Below are 17237 nucleotides of genomic sequence, written 5' to 3' on the forward strand. Positions count from 1 at the left end.
TCAACCTTCTTATCTATTAATAGTTATTACTAATTCTTAACTATCTTTTAGAATAATAATCAGTTAATATGCTAATTCTTAATTCTTAATTCTTAATTCTTAATTCTTAATTCTTAATTTAATTATCGTCCCCCCCAATTTTTCCTTTACCCCTTTTTTAAATATTTTTTCAATTTTTAATTATTAATTCTTAATTCTTAATTGCCCCTACGCCGTTCCAAGCTGCGAATACAACCAATTACTCTGCGAATTCAAATTATTCATATTCCTCTCCAGCATAGCAAACATCTTATAATATCTTTCTTGTTTTTGATAGATTTTATTTTCCATTTCTTTTATGGATTTATTTCTTTCCTCTATTTTCTTTGATAAATCATTGCTTCCTAACCATCTGGTGTCTTTGTAGCCAGCTTTTTTGACTAAAACGCCCTCTGAGCCTATATAATTGTCAAAGGTATCCTTAAATCTTTGGAGTATACCCTTTTCATCTTGGTTGGTGCTGCTTTGGGTAAATAATTTTTGCACTTGATCACCTTTTGTCTCTAGAGCTTGTTTAAACTTATCTTCATCAAGCTTAAGTTTTCCTCCATCTCTCCAGTTACTAGTGGTTTCTATACCTATTTCTTGAGCACTTAATCCTGCTCCTTCTACTGCACTATAGAAGGTTTGCCTTAAGTTCGCAAGCAAGCTGGAAAGATTACTTTCTCTAGAAAGCATGCCTTTTTTAGCTTTTTCTTCCCAATTCTTTATTTCATCTTCACTCATATCTTTCTTTTGAGCTTCTGTAAGTGGTTTAAACTTGTATTCTTTTTTCTCATCTACTTTAGTTTTAATTTTTTCAATTAAGGAATTGTATTTATCGATGAATTTTTTGAACTTTTCTACTTTATCTGTAGCATCTGGCTTTATATTTATGTTAACTTCATCGCCAACTTTAGCACCACTTATATCATATTGAACATTATCTATAGTAAAAGTGTTTTTTTCAAATTCCTTAGATTCAAAATAAGTTTCTTCTCCTGGGGGTTTTATAGATGCCTGGGCATTTTCCCCTGTAAAATCACCATTTATTTTAAGGTTTTCTGCTGCTGTTCCTGATATACTTAAAGTTTGAGAACTACCAGTATCCTTCGTTTCAAATGTAAATTTTCTAGTTAATTCACTAAAACTAGCATTTATATAGTTGCCTAAAGTTTCTTTACTATCGCTACTAAGTTTAGTATTTCTAATGTCGTTTAAAAAATCACTTATAGATTTAGTGCTATCTACATTTACAGTAAAAGTTTTGCCATTAACCTTAAACTCCATTGTTCCATTAGCAATATTAAGATTATTTCCATCTTGGTCTTTAATATCTGCTAACTTAGTGCTTAAATTAGTTTCTGCATTTAACGCCACATCATTTTGTTTTTTAGCACTTGAGGCTAACTTGTTTACTTTTACCGCATAGTTTCCTCTTACTGCTCCACCAAAGGCAATAGCGTTAATCTTACTACTGTCACTGCTTTCAGCCTTTAAGCCTGAATAAGATATACTAGCCATTAAATTAGTTTCTGCAGGTGCTAATATATCTAAGTATCCATTATAAAATTCCTTTAAGTCTTTTATTACATCTATATAAGCCTCTTGTTGCCACTGTATAATTTGTCTATTTTGCTTCATCTGATCTAGTCTAGCATTGTCTCCAGCAATCATCTTATTAACCATGCCGTCAGTATCCATACCAGTGGCTAAACCTGTAATTCTGCTATAATCCGAACCACTACTATTATTTACTCCACCTACTTGCACAGGATCACCTCCATTATATTTTAGTGTTAAAAAATCCCCTATTAATCATGGAGTTTTTGCTATAATTTTTATTAGCATTATTTTTTATTTTCATTTTGTCCATTTCTTGTTTTGCTTCATTTCTCTTATACACCATGAGTTTTGTTAAGGTTTCCTCATATTTAACTAAATCTATATCTTTACATATCTCTCTAAATTCCTCTTGTGTAAATGATAAATCCTCTATAGATAATATAACCTTTTGTCTTCCTGCTACATAATCATCCATATTTTCTAATTGTTCTTTTTCTAAGCAATCTATTAACTTTTGGGTTAACTGCTTATATAGTAAAAGCTTTTCTTGTAACTGCGTGTTAAATTTAAACACCACCCTTTTTCAAAGATCAAAGTACAAATATCAAATATCAAATACTAAAGATTAAAGTACAAATAACAAAAATTGATATTTATTCTCTGCTATTTATTCTTTGTTATTTGATATTTATTCTTTATTATTTATTACTTAGCTCCCTTAGAAACCTTATAGGCCTGATCCCACATATCCTTTACATCCTCAATAAGCGGTATCACTTCATTCATTATATCTACATCTTTTTTTATATTAGCCTGTACCAATCTATCTACTATAAATTGATATACTGATACTAAATTCTTGGCCCATTCTCCGCCTCTGTTCACATCTAGAGTTACTATTAATTCATAAAATATATTTTGAGTCTTTACTATATTTTCGTGTGCTTTTTTTATATCTTTATCCACTATAGCTTGTCTAGCTATTTTTGAAAACTTAACCGCTCCATCTACCAGCATCAATAAAAGCTGCTCTTTTGAAGCAAAATTTACACTGTTACTTTTGTAGGCATTATATGCATTTGCATTTCCACCGTACATTCTCATTCCTCCTATTTTCTTGTATCAATAAACATTCCTCTATTTTCACTACAATATTCCACTTCGTCCTTGTAGGCATCTACACCAACATCTTCTGATTTATATGCCTCCACTTCTATTTTTCCTTCACCTTTTTTAAACTTCTTAAGTTTATATGCAAAGCTTCTATCCTTAGGAGTATCCTGATTCTTTTCATGGTTTATTTTTATTTCGTCTTTTCTATGCACAACTCCTGACTTTGTAGTGTCTTTCACTCTTTGTCTAAGTTCTGTGTCTATTTTATTTAAGCGAAATTCCATAAAAACACCATCCTTATTTTAGGTACTAGGTGCTAGGTACTAGGTACTAGTAAACATTAGTATCGTAATTTGGTGGATAAAAATCCTAAGCTTTTTTATCCACGATGATTCCTATCATCTCGCACATTTTAGCAACCATGTCAAGTATTTTCTTTGGTGGTATTTCCTTTACTACTTCCTTTGTTTCATTGTCTACTATTCTTATTACGTATTCATTGAGTTTCTCGTGTTTTTCGTATTCTAAATGAGTATCTGCATTTTTTATTAATTTGTTCAATCCATCCACCATGTTTTTCACTTCTTGTCCGTCTACCTTTATTTCCTTTTGAGCATAGGTTCCTTTAGACGCATTATTTGATAAACCTTCCATAACTACATTCTTTTGTGATTGTGGCAATACATCAGTTACTGGATTTACATTTAAAATACTCTGTCTTCCTTGACTTATTGAGTTGATTTCCATATCAAACACCCCGTTTGTTAGGGGGCTAGGGGGCTGGAGGGCTAGGGGGCTAGTGAAAAACCCCTAGCGCTTAGCACCGCTAGCTCCTATTTTTTTAGATTTTTAAGCATATCTATGTCAAAATTTAATGCGCTTTTATTTTCTTCTTCTACTTCTTTTAAAAGTTCTTTTCGCAATATGGCAACCTCTTTAGGTGCATTTATAGCTATTTTTACAGAGCCGCTTTCTATGTCTACTATACTTATTTCTATATTGTCTCCTAGAACTATGGATTCTCCTTTTTTTCTTTTAACCACTAACATTTATCTGCCTCCTTAAAAATAGGCTGCTTTATCAAATATTTTTCATTATTTAATATTATTTGTTCCCCTAATTTTGATTTTATATTAATTACAATAGGGGCTCTTAAGTTAGTAGTTATATTAGTAACATCTGAATGTAGTGTAACTGTAGTTAAAACTAATACCTCTTCTGGAGAATTTATTTTTAATCTTTTTATTGTTTCTTCTGGTAGTTTAAATTCATAGTTTTCCTCCACAGCAAAGGGTGAAATTACCACAAGTCCTATTTCTCCATCTTCTATAGAATGAAGTACACTAAAAATTTCATTTTCCTCCACTGGAAAGATTATAAATTTATTTAATTTCCCAAAGCCGCATATTCCTTTATTAAAACTTATTATATCGTCTTCTTTATATTCACGAACTCCGTGATATTTTGTTTTTAGTTGCATGTAAAACACCCCTTTTTTTAGGTACTAGGTTCTAGGTGCTAGGTGCTTATCTAATGTAGTCTATTAGAGTTGGTTGAAGAACTCTAGCACTGGTTTGAAGTGAAGCTATATAGACTGTTTGGGCTGTAGCAAATTGCATTGTAGTTTCAGTAATGTCTATATCCTCAGTTTTTGAAAGTATCTCTGTCATATTAAAATTTTGATCCTTATTTTTTTCACTGGCACTTTCCATACTGTTTTGTTTTGCTCCCACTTCTGAACGAAGTTTTAATATATTATTCATAGTATCACTTATATCCTTAAGATCTTCATTTACAAGCTTTTTAACTGAATCTGCATCTAAATCCGTTCCATCTTCATTTTTACCATCTAAGTGATTGACTATATTTTTAAATATATCCCTTAAATCCTTAGCTTGTCCAGTTGCATTTTTAAACTCTATTATATCTTTTGCCGATACATTATAAGTAAAATCAACTCCTTGGGATATTTCTACCTTTAACTTTTCCCCTATTTGTTGGTATTCGGCGCCATTTAGTAATTCCCCGCCACCTTTTTTGTAATAAAATAATCTAGTATTGTCATTTATTCCAGCTGCAGTATCCATAGGCTTAGTTGTACCCCTTGTACCACCAAATATATATTTACCATCAAAGTTTGTGTTCATTACTTGAGAAAACTCAGATATTTTTTCATTTATTTCATCTTTTATAGCTTTTCTTTCACCCTCGCTATAGGCTCCATTACCTGAAGATATTAAAAGTTCCCTTATTCTATGAAAAATATCTCCTGCCTGTCCTAGCGCTGTGTCTGTAGTATCTAGCCAATTTAATGTATCTTTTATATTTTCGTTATATTGTTTATTTAAGTTAATTTCTGTGTGAAGCTGCATAGCCCTTGCCACTTTAAATGGGTTATCTGAAGGTCTTCTAACTGCTTTACCAGAAGTCATCTGTTCCTGCAATGTCTTTAAATTTGTCAGATTAGTTCTCATGTCCCTTAAAAAGTTATTTGAGAGCATTTTATTTGTTATACGCACTTTTTGTATCACTCCTTATTTTTGAAATGCTATACTAAATTCTAGGTTATAGGCACTAAATTTTAGGTTCTAGGTTCTAGGTTCTAGGTGCTGGGGATAATTTTTGATAGGGGGTTTAGTTTTTGGGATTTATGTGTATACTCACTAATAAAATATTATTTTATTAGGAGTTGATATATTATGAGTTTTGAGGATAATAGTATTCTGTATAAAAAAGCTTTTGATTTTTCTTTAAATGTTATAAATATTTATAAAGATTTAAACTTTAATAAGAAAGAATTCGTCATTTCAAAGCAACTATTACGTTCTGGCACTAGTATAGGTGCCAATATAAGCGAAAGCTTTCATTCTCAAAGTCCCAAAGATAATATAAATAAATTATACATAGCACTTAAAGAAGCTGGTGAAACAGAGTATTGGTTAAAACTATTATTCGCATCAAATATGTTAAAAGAATCTGACTCACAAACATTATTTCATGATTTAAATGAAATAATAAAGATTTTAAGTTCTATAATCAAAATAAATAAGAAAAAACTTGTATCCTCCACCATTTCTAGTACCTAGTACTTAGTACCTAGAACCTCAACGGATTAAAACGCTTTAGCGTTTTAATCCATTAACAACTACATCAAGAAGTTCGTCCACTGTAGAAATTATTTTAGCATTTGCTCCATAAGCGTGTTGAAATTGAATTAGGTTTGCCATTTCCTCATCCATGGATACACCTGAAATAGATGTTCTTCTCTCTTCAAAATTACTTAAAAGTTTTTCTTGGTTTCCAATTATTCTTCTGGCTTCATTTTCTTGTATTCCCAAGGTATCTACTGTATCTTTAAAATAATTGTCTATGGTCATTCCATTTAAATTACTTTCTAAAGTGTAAACTCCTAAATCCTTATTTTCCACTAACCCACCGGTTAAGTCCTCTATAAATCTCTCTCTATCAATTTGTGATAAATTTATATTTTGTATTTTAAACAATGTATTTCTAAGTTTAGCTATAGCCAAAGCTCTTTTACCATCATTTTCTCCTGGATTATCCCCAGCTCCAGCTTTTATGTTCATTACATTATCAAGTATTGCAGAATTTACCCCTATATTGCTAGCGTCTATTTCATCTTCTCCAAGGCTTTCAATGGTGCCATCTGGATTTAGTTTAAATTTATCTTTGTTTACGAAAAAAGGCATATTATCCTTTGCTGCATCACTTTCTCCGCTATGAACTATATTCACAGAAAAAGCTACAGCTTTAGCTAGTTTATTTATTTGATCTTCATAATTATCTACATCCTTTTGTACAGACATATATCCTTGAAGACTTCCGCTGGAAGGATTAAATAATCCTAGCTTCTTGTCTAATAAAGATAAATCATTTACATTAGTTATTTCTATAGATTTATTAGCATAAGCAGTGCCATCTTCCTCCGCCCACATTACCCTGCACTCATCTATATGTCTCTTTATTTCTTTAGCTTTACCCTGTTCAATTGGAGTATTAAAATTTATTAATATTTCCTTGCCTGGCTTATTGCTATCGCCCTCTTTTAAGTAGCTTACTTTTAAAGCAGTTATTTTACCTTCATCATTTTTAATTTCTTCTATACCATTTATATAAGAAAACCTGCTTACTGCATAATTAGGCTCTTTTCTCACTAGAAGTTTTTCTCCACCCTCTGGAATGGTTTCTACATCTGTAGGATTTAAATCTACAGTATAAAAATTCTTCTTTTTTATATCTATGTTAAATTCACTACTTAGTTTGTCCACAAGTAAATCTCTTTTGTCCATTAAGTCATTAGGTTCTTGACCTGAAATCTTAACATTCATTATCTGCTGATTTAAAGAATCTATTTGATCTAAATAGTTATTTACTTGAAATACAGTATCCTTTATTACCATTTGAGTGTTGCTTCTTATCTTCTGAAGCTGATTGTAAGTATGATTTAACTCATTAGCCAGTGCATTGGCCTGCTGAGCTACCACAGTTCTAGCATTAGATGTTTCCGCTTGCTTTGATAACTCCTGCCAAGAGTCGAAAAACTTACCTATAACTGTAGAAAGTCCCTTATCGGAAGGCTCATTAAATACACTTTCTATCTCACTTAAAAATCTATCCCTAGCCTCATACATTCCCATGGTACTGCTTTCATTTCTAAATTGATAGTCCAAAAACTCATCTCTAACCCTTTGGATTATTGATATTTGAACTCCAGTACCTAGTTGTCCTGGTCCTATAGCATTATTTACAGAAGGCATGGAAAAAGGTGTTGTGGTTTCCATCATAGCTCTTTGCCTTGAGTACCCCTCTGTATTGGCATTAGCAATATTATGAGTTGTTACATCTATAGCCTTTTGCTGAGCAAAAAGTCCTCTTTTAGCCACATTAAACGTAGCAAATAATCCTGACACTTTATTTCCCCCTTTTTTAATACTGCTTCACAAATTTTAATCGCCCCTAATATCTAGGTACTAGGTTCTAGGTGCTAGGTTCTAGGTTCTAGGTTCTAGGTTCTAGGTTCTAGGTTCTAGGTACTAGGTTCTAGGTACTAGGTTTTATGTTTTAGTACCTAGCACCTAGTACCTAGTACCTAATATATACTGCCTAGTACCTAATATATACTGCCTAATATATATGATTGGTGACTATTTTCTAATCTTCCCCGTGGCTCCATAAGTCCTGGACACTGGTCTTGATGGGTTTATTATTTCTAACATTTTATTTGTATAGCTAAGTCCCTGTTTTATTAAAAGTTCATTAGTTTCCTTTTGAAGTGTTACTGAATGCAACACCTTTCTTATTTCTCTATAAGCTTCTTCTAATTCCAAATCATTACTTTCCAATACTATTTGGCTTACATCTATATCTTTAACTAAATTTCTTCTATCCATTTCTATTTTAGCTATCCTAACGCTAGCTTCTTTTATACTAGGAATTATTTCATCCATTTTAAAAATATCCTCATTAGATATATAATCATGCTGATCTTCTAATAATTTCAGCAAATTATTCAATGCTTCTATTTCTTCATTTATTATTCTCTTAAGCTCTTGTTCCATATTAAATTTCCTTTCTTTCAAAAGCTTCCATCAAACTTTTAGCCAAATCCTCTGGGTCTATCTTATACTTTCCAGAAGCAATTCTATTTTTTATATCCATAATTTTCTTATCATTTGGAATTACGTCATTACGCATAGAGTAAGCACTTAAGCTTTTTCCTATATCTGAAATTTCTAGTTTATCAGATAGTTCTAGGTTGTTTTTTCGCTCTAAGGATCTACTATTTTTTACTCCATACATGCTTATTACTTTATTAGGACTTATTCCATTGATTTTCATAATATACACTCCTCAAATTACTTTCTTAAAATATTTATCGAAGGGGAGCATCAAAAGTTTAGCACATAGTTAAAACATTTTATTTATAAACAGAGCTCTTAGCTTCAGATGGAGTTTTTACTCCATCTGAAGGTTAGAGATCGTTATCCAGGGACGTAGCTGCCGTTATCTCCCACTTTGTTAGAAGTGGGAGTGTTACGGCAGGTAGTCATCGGATAAAAGTAAAAATTAGGAACTCATTAGCCCCTAATTTTATAATTTATTTACCTAAACTTTTTACTCTCTCTGCATTACTCATTATGCTTGTTATTCTAACACCAAAGTTCTCGTCTACCACAACTACTTCTCCTTGGGCTACCATCTTTCCATTTACCAATATTTCTACTGGCTCTTCTGCTAATTTATCCAATTCCACTAAAGAGCCTGTGCTCAAGTTTAATATTTCCTTTATGCTCTTCTTTGTTTTTCCCAAAACTACTGATATTTCTAAAGGTACATCTAGTATTAAATCTATATTACTAGGCATAGCTGCCGTTTGGGACGGCTCAAGCGGCTGAAAAGCTGCCTTTTTAACTTCAACTTTTGGCTCACTTCTAACTTCCTCTATATTTCTTTTCTCAGTTAAGTTAATACTATCTTTATGACTAGGAATTTCTTGATTATAATCCTTTTGCTTATCTAATTTAAAGTTTTCCTCCGGTAATTCTATAGGTGTTTCCTTAGGAATATCTTCTATACTATTTTCTTCGCCAGTCATTATACCTACTATCTTCTTACCTGTGTTTAAAGGAAGTATTTGCATTATTTCACTGTCCACTAAATCCCCTACAGTCAGTTTAAATGCTACCTTTATTATTTCCTCATCATCTTTCATTCCATCAGTAAGTGCTGTTGTACTATCATTCCATATTCTTGACTTTGGTGGTGATATATTTACTTCTCTTGAAAACATAGTAGCCATAGATGTAGCTGCTGAACCAATCATTTGATTCATAGCCTCTGATACAGCACTCTCCTCTATTTCAGATAAATTTTCTATACCCTCTGGAATGTTTCCATCTCCACCCATCATTAAGCTAGCTATAACTGCCGCATCTGATACTTTCATTACAAGAAGGTTTTCACCAGTGATTCCGCTTATAAACTCCACCTCAAGACATATATTAGGTACCTCAAAAGTTTCCTTTAATTTTCTTAAAGTAGTTGTTGTTACTTGTGGAGTTGTAATATTAACTGGTTGATTTAATATAGTAGAAAGAGCAGTAGAAGCAGATCCCATTGAAATATTGCCTATCTCACCTAAGAGATCTTTTTCTATTTCGCTTAAATACTCTTCATCAGCTTTATTTTCATCATCATTTGAATCTACAGATCCACCATTTAAAAGAGAATCTATTTCTTCTTGTGAAAGAAAACTATTAGCCATAATTTTCCACATCCTTATCTCTAATATCTAATATTTGTATGCCTTTATTTTTACCTATGGTTCCAGCTTTTCCATAATAATGAGACTGTTCCCCTACTAAAACCTCAATAGGTTCATTTATCCTTTTCTCTAAGGTTATTATATCTCCACTATTAAGCCTTAAGAAATCCTCTACAGTTAAAGAACATTTTCCAAGTAAAGCTTTTACTTCCACGTCCACAATGTTTAATCTATCTTTAATTTTTTCTCGTGAATCTTCTGCAAAAGTATCGTCACTTTCTTTAAACCAATATTGAACGACTAGTTTATCTAATATTTTTTCAATGCTTAAATAAGGTATGCAAATGTTTATAAATGAATTGCTATTTACAATGTCCACTGAAAATGTTATAAGCGCTACTGGTTCATTAGGTGCAAGAGTTTGATTTAGAGCTGGATTAGTTTCCAAATTCTCTATTTCTGGCTCCGTCACATCCAATATATCTTCCCATGCTAATTTTAGATTTGATATTAAGCCTTTATTTACATTTCTTATTATATTTTTATCTATATCAGTAAATTCCTTCATTTTAAAATCCTTAATTCCACTACCACCTAATAGTATATCTAAAACTTTAAACACAAATTCAGGATTAGCTTCAAAAAGTATGGAACCACTTAAAGGGCTCATCTTAAATGTAGTAAGTATAGTTGGATTTGGTATTGAATGAATAAACTCTTCATAGGTTATTTGTTGAACGGACATTATCTTAACCTTAACATTTGTTCTTAAGTGAGCAGATAAATAACTTGAAATTATTCTAGAATAATTATCATGAACCAGCTCTAATGTTCTTATATGGTCTTTAGAAAATTTCTGAGGACTTCTAAAATCATACTTTTTAACTTTATGCTCTTCCTGTTTGGCAAGCTGTTCTGGCTCTAACTCACCAGAAGATAAGGCAGACAATAAAGCATCTATCTCACCTTGACTTAAAACCTCTGCCATACTAATACCTCATTTCTATCTAATTTAGAACTAGTTTATCTATATCAATTAAAGTAACTATTCTATCCTTAAAATTAATAATCCCTTTTATGTATTCCTTTTTATCTTTTTCATTTAAATTCTCTATAATGTTTTCCTCTATTTCTAAAACTTCTTCTACCATATCTACAATTATCCCTATGGACTCTTCATTTATAGACACTATTATTATATTTTCTTGTTCAATATCATTAATTTCTATATCCAAAAGCATTTTTAAATTTAAAAGAGGAATTATATTACCCCTCAAATTTATTAATCCCTTTATATAATTGGGTGCCTTAGGCACCCTAGTAATTTCCATAGTATCTGTTATACTCTGTATCTTTGCAGTTTCCACTGCAAATTCCTCATCCTGGAGCTTAAATATTACAACCTGCATAATACTTCCCCCTATCCAAGTACTTTTTTGATAGCTTCAAGTACTCTATCTGCTTGAAATGGCTTTACAATAAAATCTTTTGCTCCTGCCTTTATAGCATCCATTACCATAGTTTGTTGTCCCATAGCACTACACATTATTATTTTCGCAGCTGGATCTATATTCTTTATAGCTTTTACTGCTTCAATTCCATCCATATCTGGCATAGTTATATCCATGGTTACCACATCTGGTTTTTCAGACTTATACAGTTCTACAGCCTTTATTCCATTATTTGCTTCACCCACTACTTCATAGCCATTTTTCTCTAATATATCTTTAATCATCATTCTCATAAAAGCAGCATCATCAACTATTAAAACTTTTGCACTCATTTATATTACCTCCACTATTTTATTCCTATTGAATTTAATATTTTTTCCAATGAACCAGGCATCGGTATGTAATAAAAATGTCCATTTATCATTTCATCATCTTGACTAAATAAAGTTTCTATATCCAAAACATACTCATTAAATTGGCCAGATTCAATAAATGTTGTAGAAAGTATTGCCCCAAGCATGTCATAGGTTACTGCTGGCACTGATGGCATTATAACCATATTGGTAAACTTAGCTATAGCATTCATATAGGCACTACACATTATATTTCCTATTTCACACAAAACTGAGTTTCCCATTTCACTTATTTCTTTTTCATCTGTTCCTAATAGCTTGTTTATAATTTTCATAGCCACGTCCTTTTGCATTACAAACAATATGTTTCCTGGAGCATCACCTAACACCCTAACTAAAACACCTATTACAACTTCCTCTCCTCCAATGTTATTAAAAATTTCATCAAAGGGAATCACATTTATGTTGGGTACTGACATATTGACTTTTATACTTAAAAGTTGAGCTAATGCTGTAGCTGCATTGCCAGTTCCAATGTTCACTATTTCTTTTAAGGCATCTAACTGCAAATCATTTAAATCTAAGTAACTCATTCTATCCTCCCTTTACACTAGAGATGAAACATCCAATATTAAAGTAACTGTTCCTCCTAAAATTGTGGCTCCAATATATTCCTTTAATGATTGTAAAGTTTTTCCTAGAGGTTTTATAACTATTTCCTGCTGTCCAAGAAGTGAATCCACTAAAAGTCCTGCAGTTTTTTCTCCTACTTTTACTATTATTATATACTTTTTGCCTTCTTTTTTATATGGTATTCCTAATTTTTCATTTACTCTTATTAGAGGAATCACCTTATCACTATACACTATAACTTCTTTGTTATTGCTTTTCTTAATTTTTTCCTCTTTATAATCTATAACCCTATCTATGTATCCAAGGGATATGGCCATAGTTTCTTCGCCTATTTTTACAAGAAGAGCTTGTATTATTTGTAATGTCAAAGGTAATGTTATAATAAAAGTGGTTCCTTTGTCAATTTCACTAACCAAATCCAAAGTACCGCCTAATGAGGATATTTTTGTTTTTACCACATCCATCCCCACTCCTCTTCCAGATATATCTGTAACCTCTTCATTAGTACTAAAGCCCTGCATAAATATCAAATTATTAATATCTGAATCAGTCATGCCCTCTGTTTTTATACCTAATTTTTCGGCTTTTTCCCTTATTTTTTCTGGGTCTAGACCTTTTCCATCATCGCTAACTTTTATAACAGCCTTAGTTCCCTCTTGATACGCCACAAGTTTTATCTTTCCTACAGGCTCCTTACCTTTTTTAATTCTTTCTTCCTTATCTTCAATTCCATGATCTGCAGCATTTCTTAAAAGGTGTATAAGGGGCTCTCCAATTTCATCTATGACAGTCCTATCCAGTTCAGTTTCTTGTCCTTCAATTATAAGCTCCATTTCCTTATTTAGCTCTACTGAAAGATCTCTTATCATTCTTGGAAATCTGCTAAAAACTACTTCTAATGGCAACATTCTTATTTTCATAACTAAATCCTGCAAATCCGAAGTAGTTCTTGCCACTTGCTCTAAGGTTTCATTTAACTCTGGCATTTTAACTTCTTCACCAATTTGCTCTAATTTTGTTCTATGTATTACTAGTTCAGAAACCATATTCATAAATTTATCCAATCTTTCTAAATCAACTCTTACAGATTGGTGATTTTTTCTTTGATGGTTTTGGCTATCATTTGAAGCTTTATTCTTCTGTGCCTTTCCCTCATTTTTAATATTTTTTTCTATTGCTTTTGGTGTCTGACTTTTTTCACAGTGCTTTACACTATTATCTATTTCCATTACAGTTACTTTTTCCACTTCAGATATGTTCATTATAGAATTATGCACTTCTTCTTTATCTCTTTTAGTTAAATATACAAGAGCCATGGATAAATCAAAGTCTTCACTTTCTATGTCCTCCGTGCAAGGTACTGATTTTATAATTTCTCCATAATCCTCTAAATCCTTAAATATTAAAAATGCCCTAGCTGATTTCAAAAGAGTATTTTCATTTAAAAATATATGAATTTTATAAGCTTTATAAGCTCTATCTTTTGCCTGTTTTATCACGCTCAGCTCGTATTCATCTAATTCTAATTCTACCTCTTCATCAACCTCTTCGTCAAAACTCTCTTCATCCAAGTCTTTTTTTTCATCTTTATCAGTTATTTCACTATGCTCAGTTAAACTATGCAGCTGCTCTATTATATGTTCTATTGGAACATCCTCATCTACACCCTCTGATATATTACTTATCATTCTTTCCAAAGTATCTAGGCATTTAAAAAGTATAGTTACCACCTTTTGGTCAGCCTTTATACTTCCTTCCCTGAACTCTGCAAGTACATCCTCCATTTTATGGGTTAAATCTGCAATATTATTAAATCCCATAGTTGCAGACATGCCCTTTAGGGTATGCGCTATTCTAAAGATTTCATTTAACTTATCAATGTCTTCCGGATCCTGTTCTAGCTGCAATAAAGAATCGTTTAGAACTTGAAGATTATCCATAGATTCTTCTAAAAACATAGACATATACTGAGAAGTATCCATTTATATTCCCTCCTAATCTTTCTTATAAATGAATGTAGAAGATTTTTCAAAGCCGAAATCTCTATAATTATATATGCTCTCCGTAGCCCCTACAAATAAAAGTCCCCCTTTATTCATAGCCTTTGCAAATTTTTCATATATCATATTCTTAGTTTCCGGTTTAAAATATATAACCACATTTCTACAAACTATAAGATCAAAATTATTTTCATAGCTATCTAATATTAAATCATGCTTTTTAAAATTAACCATGCTTTTAATGCTATCATTTATAATATATTTATCGTTTGTTTTCTTAAAAAATTTATCTAGATAATCTTTTTTTACATTTTTTATTTCTGCCTCTCCATATTCTCCTCTTTTAGCCTTTTCTAATATATTTTTATCTATATCTGTAGCTAAAATTTTATGTTTAACATAAGGATCTATTGAATTTAGGAGCATGGCCAAGGAATATGGTTCTGCACCAGTAGAACAAGCAGCACTCCATATTTTAAGTGGCCTTTTAAGGGGCAAAAGCTCTTCCCTCAATACCTTTGATAGCTCCCCAAATATTTCAGGATTTCTAAAAAATTCTGTTACATTTATAGTTATGAAATCCAAAAATTTTTCTCTTTGCTTAGAGTCTGTTTTTAAAACTCTAGTGTATTCATCTACAGAGTTTATTCCTACTCTGGACATAAGACTTTCAATTCTTCTGTGCAACTGGTTTGATTTATATGCAGACAAGTCTATGTTGAATTCCCTAAGCACCCATTTTTCAAATTCAAATAAATTCACCATTATCTCCCCTTATTAATCAGCATCTTAATTATTTCATCAGCTATCTCATGCAAAGGTAAAACCATGTCTACTTTGCCCGTTTCATAGGCAGCTTTAGGCATACCATATATGGTACAGGTAGCCTCATCCTGCGATATGGTAATACCGCCCTTTTCTTTTATATAAGCTGTGCCATCTGCTCCGTCTCTACCCATGCCTGTAAGTATAACACTTAAAAGGTTGCATCCGTATAGGTCTCCCGCTGAAAAAAATAACTTATCCACCGCTGGCCTAACTCCCCAGATACTTGGCTCTTTGTTTAAATGAATCTTTCTATCAGCTCCTACCACCATGTGGAATCCACCTGGTGCTATATATACAGTATTATTTTCTATGTTTTCACCTTCCGTTGCCTCTACCACTTTTAACTTACTATTTTTATTTAATCTTTCGGCAAAAGCTTTTGTGAATCCCACTGGCATATGCTGTACTACAAAAATTGGTACATTTATATTCTCTGGCAAATTAGTAATCACCTCATATAGTGCTTTAGGTCCACCGGTAGAAGCTCCTATGGCTACAGCCTTTATCTTAAAACATGATGTATTAGACTTTTTTAAACCATTGCTATTTATTGTTTTATTATTTTGCACATGGATTCTTTTTACACTTTTTTCATTTGATGAATAAGCTGCTCTTATCTTTTCTATTAGCTCATCCTTAACTTTTTCAATGTCTAGAGATATATTACCAGAAGGTTTTTCTAAAAAGTCAAAAGCTCCTTTTTCTAAACACTCCATAGTCATATCTGCTCCTCTATTAGACACACTGCTCAATATTATAATAGGAATTTGAACATTTTTATTTTTCAGATGACTTAGAGCTTTCATACCATCTATTTTAGGCATTTCCAAATCCAAAGTTATTACATCTGGATTAATTATGTATAACTTATCTAAAAGTTCTTCACCATTTCTTCCTGTAGCAACTACTTCCATGTCTTCCTGCTGATTTATCATATCAGAAATAATCTTTCTCATAAGAGCTGAATCATCAACTACCATAACTTTTATTTTACTCAAGACAATCACTCCATTTTTTATATTTCTTTTACACCCATACCAACGGTTTTAATTTCTACCTTTCCGTTTTCAGTATACAGTATCATGGTTCTTCCTTTATTTCCACCTATATCTTGAGAAATAATAGGTATTGACATTTGGTTTAAAGTTTCAATTACCTGCTGACTATTCCTATTGCCTATATCCATTATCATGCTTTTATCTGAAAAATTAAACATTGAAGCTCCACCAGCTATTTTGGCTCTTAAATTTTTCTCCCTAGCTCCCTTACTCTTCATGCTATTTACTAACATTGGAATAGCTAAATCTGCAAATTTAGCTGGATTAGTTACATTGGAAAACTGCTTACTATTTGGCAGCATAATATGGGCAAGTCCCCCTATTTTGCTTATATTATCGTATAAAGCTATTCCTATGCAAGAACCCAACCCTATAGTTATAAGCCTATTAGGAGAACTTGCCACATTTAAGTCTGCTATCCCAATTCTTATGTCTTGCAACTCCATAACCTATCTCCTCTGTGAAATATTATTTAACTTACTATTTCTTTCTTTTCCTCATCACTTAGTATTGATAACAAATTTAAAAATATTATTATTTCCCCATCTAATTTTATAAGTCCCTTTATATATCTCTTTGATATAGCTGCAGCTACATCCGGAGTTTTTTCTATGTTATGAGCTTTTATATCCTTAACTTCTGATACCACATCTACGATTATGCCTATTCTTTCATCAGCATTTTTTGCAACAATTATCTTACTATCCTCTGAAATATTTTCCACAGGTAAATTGAATTTTTTACCCAAAGATATTACTGGCAATACCCCATCTTCATAATTTATAACGCCTTCAACAAATTCGGGACTATCCGGTAATTTTGTTGGTTCTGTATATCCCAGTATTCTTTCAACCTCCATTATGTCCGCTGCATAATATTCCTTGTTAATATTAAATATCAATACCTTCATATCCTCTTGGTTCACAATAAAA

Annotated in this window: 22 protein-coding genes; 1 reads left to right on the forward strand and 21 read right to left on the reverse strand. The window is 31.8% G+C overall.

Annotated features, from left to right (window positions below):
- Positions 1-207: 207 nt before the first annotated feature.
- From fliD to flgL, 8 genes are all read right to left on the reverse strand, one after another.
- The gene (fliD, locus tag FGK85_RS00280; RefSeq protein ID WP_138202678.1) at positions 208-1791 is read right to left on the reverse strand and encodes a flagellar filament capping protein FliD; all 1584 of its coding nucleotides are present in this window, start codon (positions 1789-1791) and stop codon (positions 208-210) included.
- Positions 1792-1804: 13 nt separating this feature from the next.
- Positions 1805-2158 (reverse strand): flagellar protein FliT, encoded by a 354-nt coding sequence (fliT, locus tag FGK85_RS00285; RefSeq protein WP_138202680.1) that lies wholly within the window; start codon positions 2156-2158, stop codon positions 1805-1807.
- 131 nt (positions 2159-2289) lie between these two features.
- Positions 2290-2682 (reverse strand): flagellar export chaperone FliS, encoded by a 393-nt coding sequence (gene fliS, locus FGK85_RS00290; RefSeq protein WP_138202682.1) that lies wholly within the window; start codon positions 2680-2682, stop codon positions 2290-2292.
- An 11-nt stretch (positions 2683-2693) separates the two neighbouring features.
- A complete protein-coding gene (locus FGK85_RS00295) occupies positions 2694-2981 on the reverse strand; it encodes a hypothetical protein (RefSeq protein WP_138202684.1) in 288 nt (95 codons plus the stop codon).
- Between the two features lie 85 nt (positions 2982-3066).
- Entirely contained in the window at positions 3067-3444 is a 378-nt protein-coding gene (gene flaG / locus FGK85_RS00300) for a flagellar protein FlaG (protein WP_207670506.1), read from the reverse strand.
- Positions 3445-3530: 86 nt separating this feature from the next.
- A complete protein-coding gene (gene csrA / locus FGK85_RS00305; protein WP_138202686.1) occupies positions 3531-3746 on the reverse strand; it encodes a carbon storage regulator CsrA in 216 nt (71 codons plus the stop codon).
- A complete protein-coding gene (fliW, locus tag FGK85_RS00310; protein WP_138202688.1) occupies positions 3740-4177 on the reverse strand; it encodes a flagellar assembly protein FliW in 438 nt (145 codons plus the stop codon). The genes csrA and fliW overlap by 7 nt, the downstream gene beginning before the upstream one ends.
- 46 nt (positions 4178-4223) lie before the next feature.
- Positions 4224-5216 carry a flagellar hook-associated protein FlgL gene (gene flgL / locus FGK85_RS00315; protein WP_138202690.1) on the reverse strand — a complete coding sequence of 331 codons (993 nt, stop codon included), beginning with the start codon at positions 5214-5216 and terminating at the stop codon, positions 4224-4226.
- Between the two features lie 180 nt (positions 5217-5396).
- Here flgL and FGK85_RS00320 point away from each other — a divergent pair, with 180 nt between their 5' ends.
- The gene (locus tag FGK85_RS00320) at positions 5397-5783 is read left to right on the forward strand and encodes a four helix bundle protein (protein WP_138202692.1); all 387 of its coding nucleotides are present in this window, start codon (positions 5397-5399) and stop codon (positions 5781-5783) included.
- Positions 5784-5819: 36 nt separating this feature from the next.
- Here FGK85_RS00320 and flgK read toward each other — a convergent pair whose 3' ends face one another.
- The 13 genes from flgK to FGK85_RS00385 form a co-directional block, all read right to left on the reverse strand.
- The gene (gene flgK, locus FGK85_RS00325; protein WP_138202693.1) at positions 5820-7628 is read right to left on the reverse strand and encodes a flagellar hook-associated protein FlgK; all 1809 of its coding nucleotides are present in this window, start codon (positions 7626-7628) and stop codon (positions 5820-5822) included.
- A 234-nt stretch (positions 7629-7862) separates the two neighbouring features.
- Positions 7863-8276 (reverse strand): flagellar protein FlgN, encoded by a 414-nt coding sequence (locus tag FGK85_RS00330; protein ID WP_138202695.1) that lies wholly within the window; start codon positions 8274-8276, stop codon positions 7863-7865.
- A gap of 1 nt (position 8277) precedes the next feature.
- Entirely contained in the window at positions 8278-8556 is a 279-nt protein-coding gene (locus FGK85_RS00335) for a flagellar biosynthesis anti-sigma factor FlgM (RefSeq protein ID WP_138202697.1), read from the reverse strand.
- Between the two features lie 259 nt (positions 8557-8815).
- A complete protein-coding gene (fliY, locus tag FGK85_RS00340; protein WP_138202699.1) occupies positions 8816-9982 on the reverse strand; it encodes a flagellar motor switch phosphatase FliY in 1167 nt (388 codons plus the stop codon).
- On the reverse strand, positions 9975-10970 hold the full coding sequence (gene fliM / locus FGK85_RS00345; RefSeq protein ID WP_138202701.1) for a flagellar motor switch protein FliM: 996 nt from the start codon (positions 10968-10970) through the stop codon (positions 9975-9977). Before fliM ends, fliY begins: the two co-directional genes overlap by 8 nt.
- A 19-nt stretch (positions 10971-10989) precedes the next feature.
- Positions 10990-11391, reverse strand: coding sequence for a chemotaxis protein CheW (locus tag FGK85_RS00350; protein ID WP_138202703.1), 402 nt, complete (start codon positions 11389-11391; stop codon positions 10990-10992).
- A gap of 11 nt (positions 11392-11402) precedes the next feature.
- A complete protein-coding gene (locus FGK85_RS00355) occupies positions 11403-11765 on the reverse strand; it encodes a response regulator (protein WP_138202705.1) in 363 nt (120 codons plus the stop codon).
- A gap of 14 nt (positions 11766-11779) precedes the next feature.
- The gene (locus FGK85_RS00360; protein WP_138202707.1) at positions 11780-12379 is read right to left on the reverse strand and encodes a chemotaxis protein CheC; all 600 of its coding nucleotides are present in this window, start codon (positions 12377-12379) and stop codon (positions 11780-11782) included.
- Positions 12380-12391: 12 nt separating this feature from the next.
- The gene (locus FGK85_RS00365; RefSeq protein WP_138202709.1) at positions 12392-14401 is read right to left on the reverse strand and encodes a chemotaxis protein CheA; all 2010 of its coding nucleotides are present in this window, start codon (positions 14399-14401) and stop codon (positions 12392-12394) included.
- 12 nt (positions 14402-14413) lie between these two features.
- Positions 14414-15181: a CheR family methyltransferase gene (locus FGK85_RS00370; RefSeq protein ID WP_138202711.1), complete on the reverse strand. Its 768-nt coding sequence runs from the start codon at positions 15179-15181 to the stop codon at positions 14414-14416.
- Between the two features lie 2 nt (positions 15182-15183).
- Positions 15184-16245, reverse strand: a complete 1062-nt coding sequence (locus FGK85_RS00375; RefSeq protein ID WP_138202713.1) for a protein-glutamate methylesterase/protein-glutamine glutaminase — start codon at positions 16243-16245, stop codon at positions 15184-15186.
- A gap of 17 nt (positions 16246-16262) precedes the next feature.
- Complete coding sequence (locus tag FGK85_RS00380) at positions 16263-16751, reverse strand: chemotaxis protein CheD (RefSeq protein WP_138202714.1); 489 nt, start codon at positions 16749-16751, stop codon at positions 16263-16265.
- Positions 16752-16777: 26 nt separating this feature from the next.
- Positions 16778-17215, reverse strand: coding sequence for a chemotaxis protein CheW (locus FGK85_RS00385; protein WP_396276650.1), 438 nt, complete (start codon positions 17213-17215; stop codon positions 16778-16780).
- Positions 17216-17237: the final 22 nt, after the last annotated feature.

Origin of the sequence: Haloimpatiens lingqiaonensis (genome assembly GCF_901447495.1) — a bacterium.
GTDB lineage: Bacteria > Bacillota > Clostridia > Clostridiales > Clostridiaceae > Haloimpatiens > Haloimpatiens lingqiaonensis.

Bases quoted from the DNA above. Each gene is read 5' to 3' on its own strand.
- fliS (WP_138202682.1), bottom strand. From the start codon at position 2,682: ATGTACGGTGGAAATGCAAATGCATATAATGCCTACAAAAGTAACAGT.
- FGK85_RS00295 (WP_138202684.1), bottom strand. From the start codon at position 2,981: ATGGAATTTCGCTTAAATAAAATAGACACAGAACTTAGACAAAGAGTG.
- flaG (WP_207670506.1), bottom strand. From the start codon at position 3,444: ATGGAAATCAACTCAATAAGTCAAGGAAGACAGAGTATTTTAAATGTA.
- csrA (WP_138202686.1), bottom strand. From the start codon at position 3,746: ATGTTAGTGGTTAAAAGAAAAAAAGGAGAATCCATAGTTCTAGGAGAC.
- fliW (WP_138202688.1), bottom strand. From the start codon at position 4,177: ATGCAACTAAAAACAAAATATCACGGAGTTCGTGAATATAAAGAAGAC.
- FGK85_RS00320 (WP_138202692.1), top strand. From the start codon at position 5,397: ATGAGTTTTGAGGATAATAGTATTCTGTATAAAAAAGCTTTTGATTTT.
- FGK85_RS00330 (WP_138202695.1), bottom strand. From the start codon at position 8,276: ATGGAACAAGAGCTTAAGAGAATAATAAATGAAGAAATAGAAGCATTG.
- FGK85_RS00335 (WP_138202697.1), bottom strand. From the start codon at position 8,556: ATGAAAATCAATGGAATAAGTCCTAATAAAGTAATAAGCATGTATGGA.
- fliY (WP_138202699.1), bottom strand. From the start codon at position 9,982: ATGGCTAATAGTTTTCTTTCACAAGAAGAAATAGATTCTCTTTTAAAT.
- fliM (WP_138202701.1), bottom strand. From the start codon at position 10,970: ATGGCAGAGGTTTTAAGTCAAGGTGAGATAGATGCTTTATTGTCTGCC.
- FGK85_RS00350 (WP_138202703.1), bottom strand. From the start codon at position 11,391: ATGCAGGTTGTAATATTTAAGCTCCAGGATGAGGAATTTGCAGTGGAA.
- FGK85_RS00355 (WP_138202705.1), bottom strand. From the start codon at position 11,765: ATGAGTGCAAAAGTTTTAATAGTTGATGATGCTGCTTTTATGAGAATG.
- FGK85_RS00360 (WP_138202707.1), bottom strand. From the start codon at position 12,379: ATGAGTTACTTAGATTTAAATGATTTGCAGTTAGATGCCTTAAAAGAA.
- FGK85_RS00365 (WP_138202709.1), bottom strand. From the start codon at position 14,401: ATGGATACTTCTCAGTATATGTCTATGTTTTTAGAAGAATCTATGGAT.
- FGK85_RS00380 (WP_138202714.1), bottom strand. From the start codon at position 16,751: ATGGAGTTGCAAGACATAAGAATTGGGATAGCAGACTTAAATGTGGCA.
- FGK85_RS00385 (WP_396276650.1), bottom strand. From the start codon at position 17,215: ATGAAGGTATTGATATTTAATATTAACAAGGAATATTATGCAGCGGAC.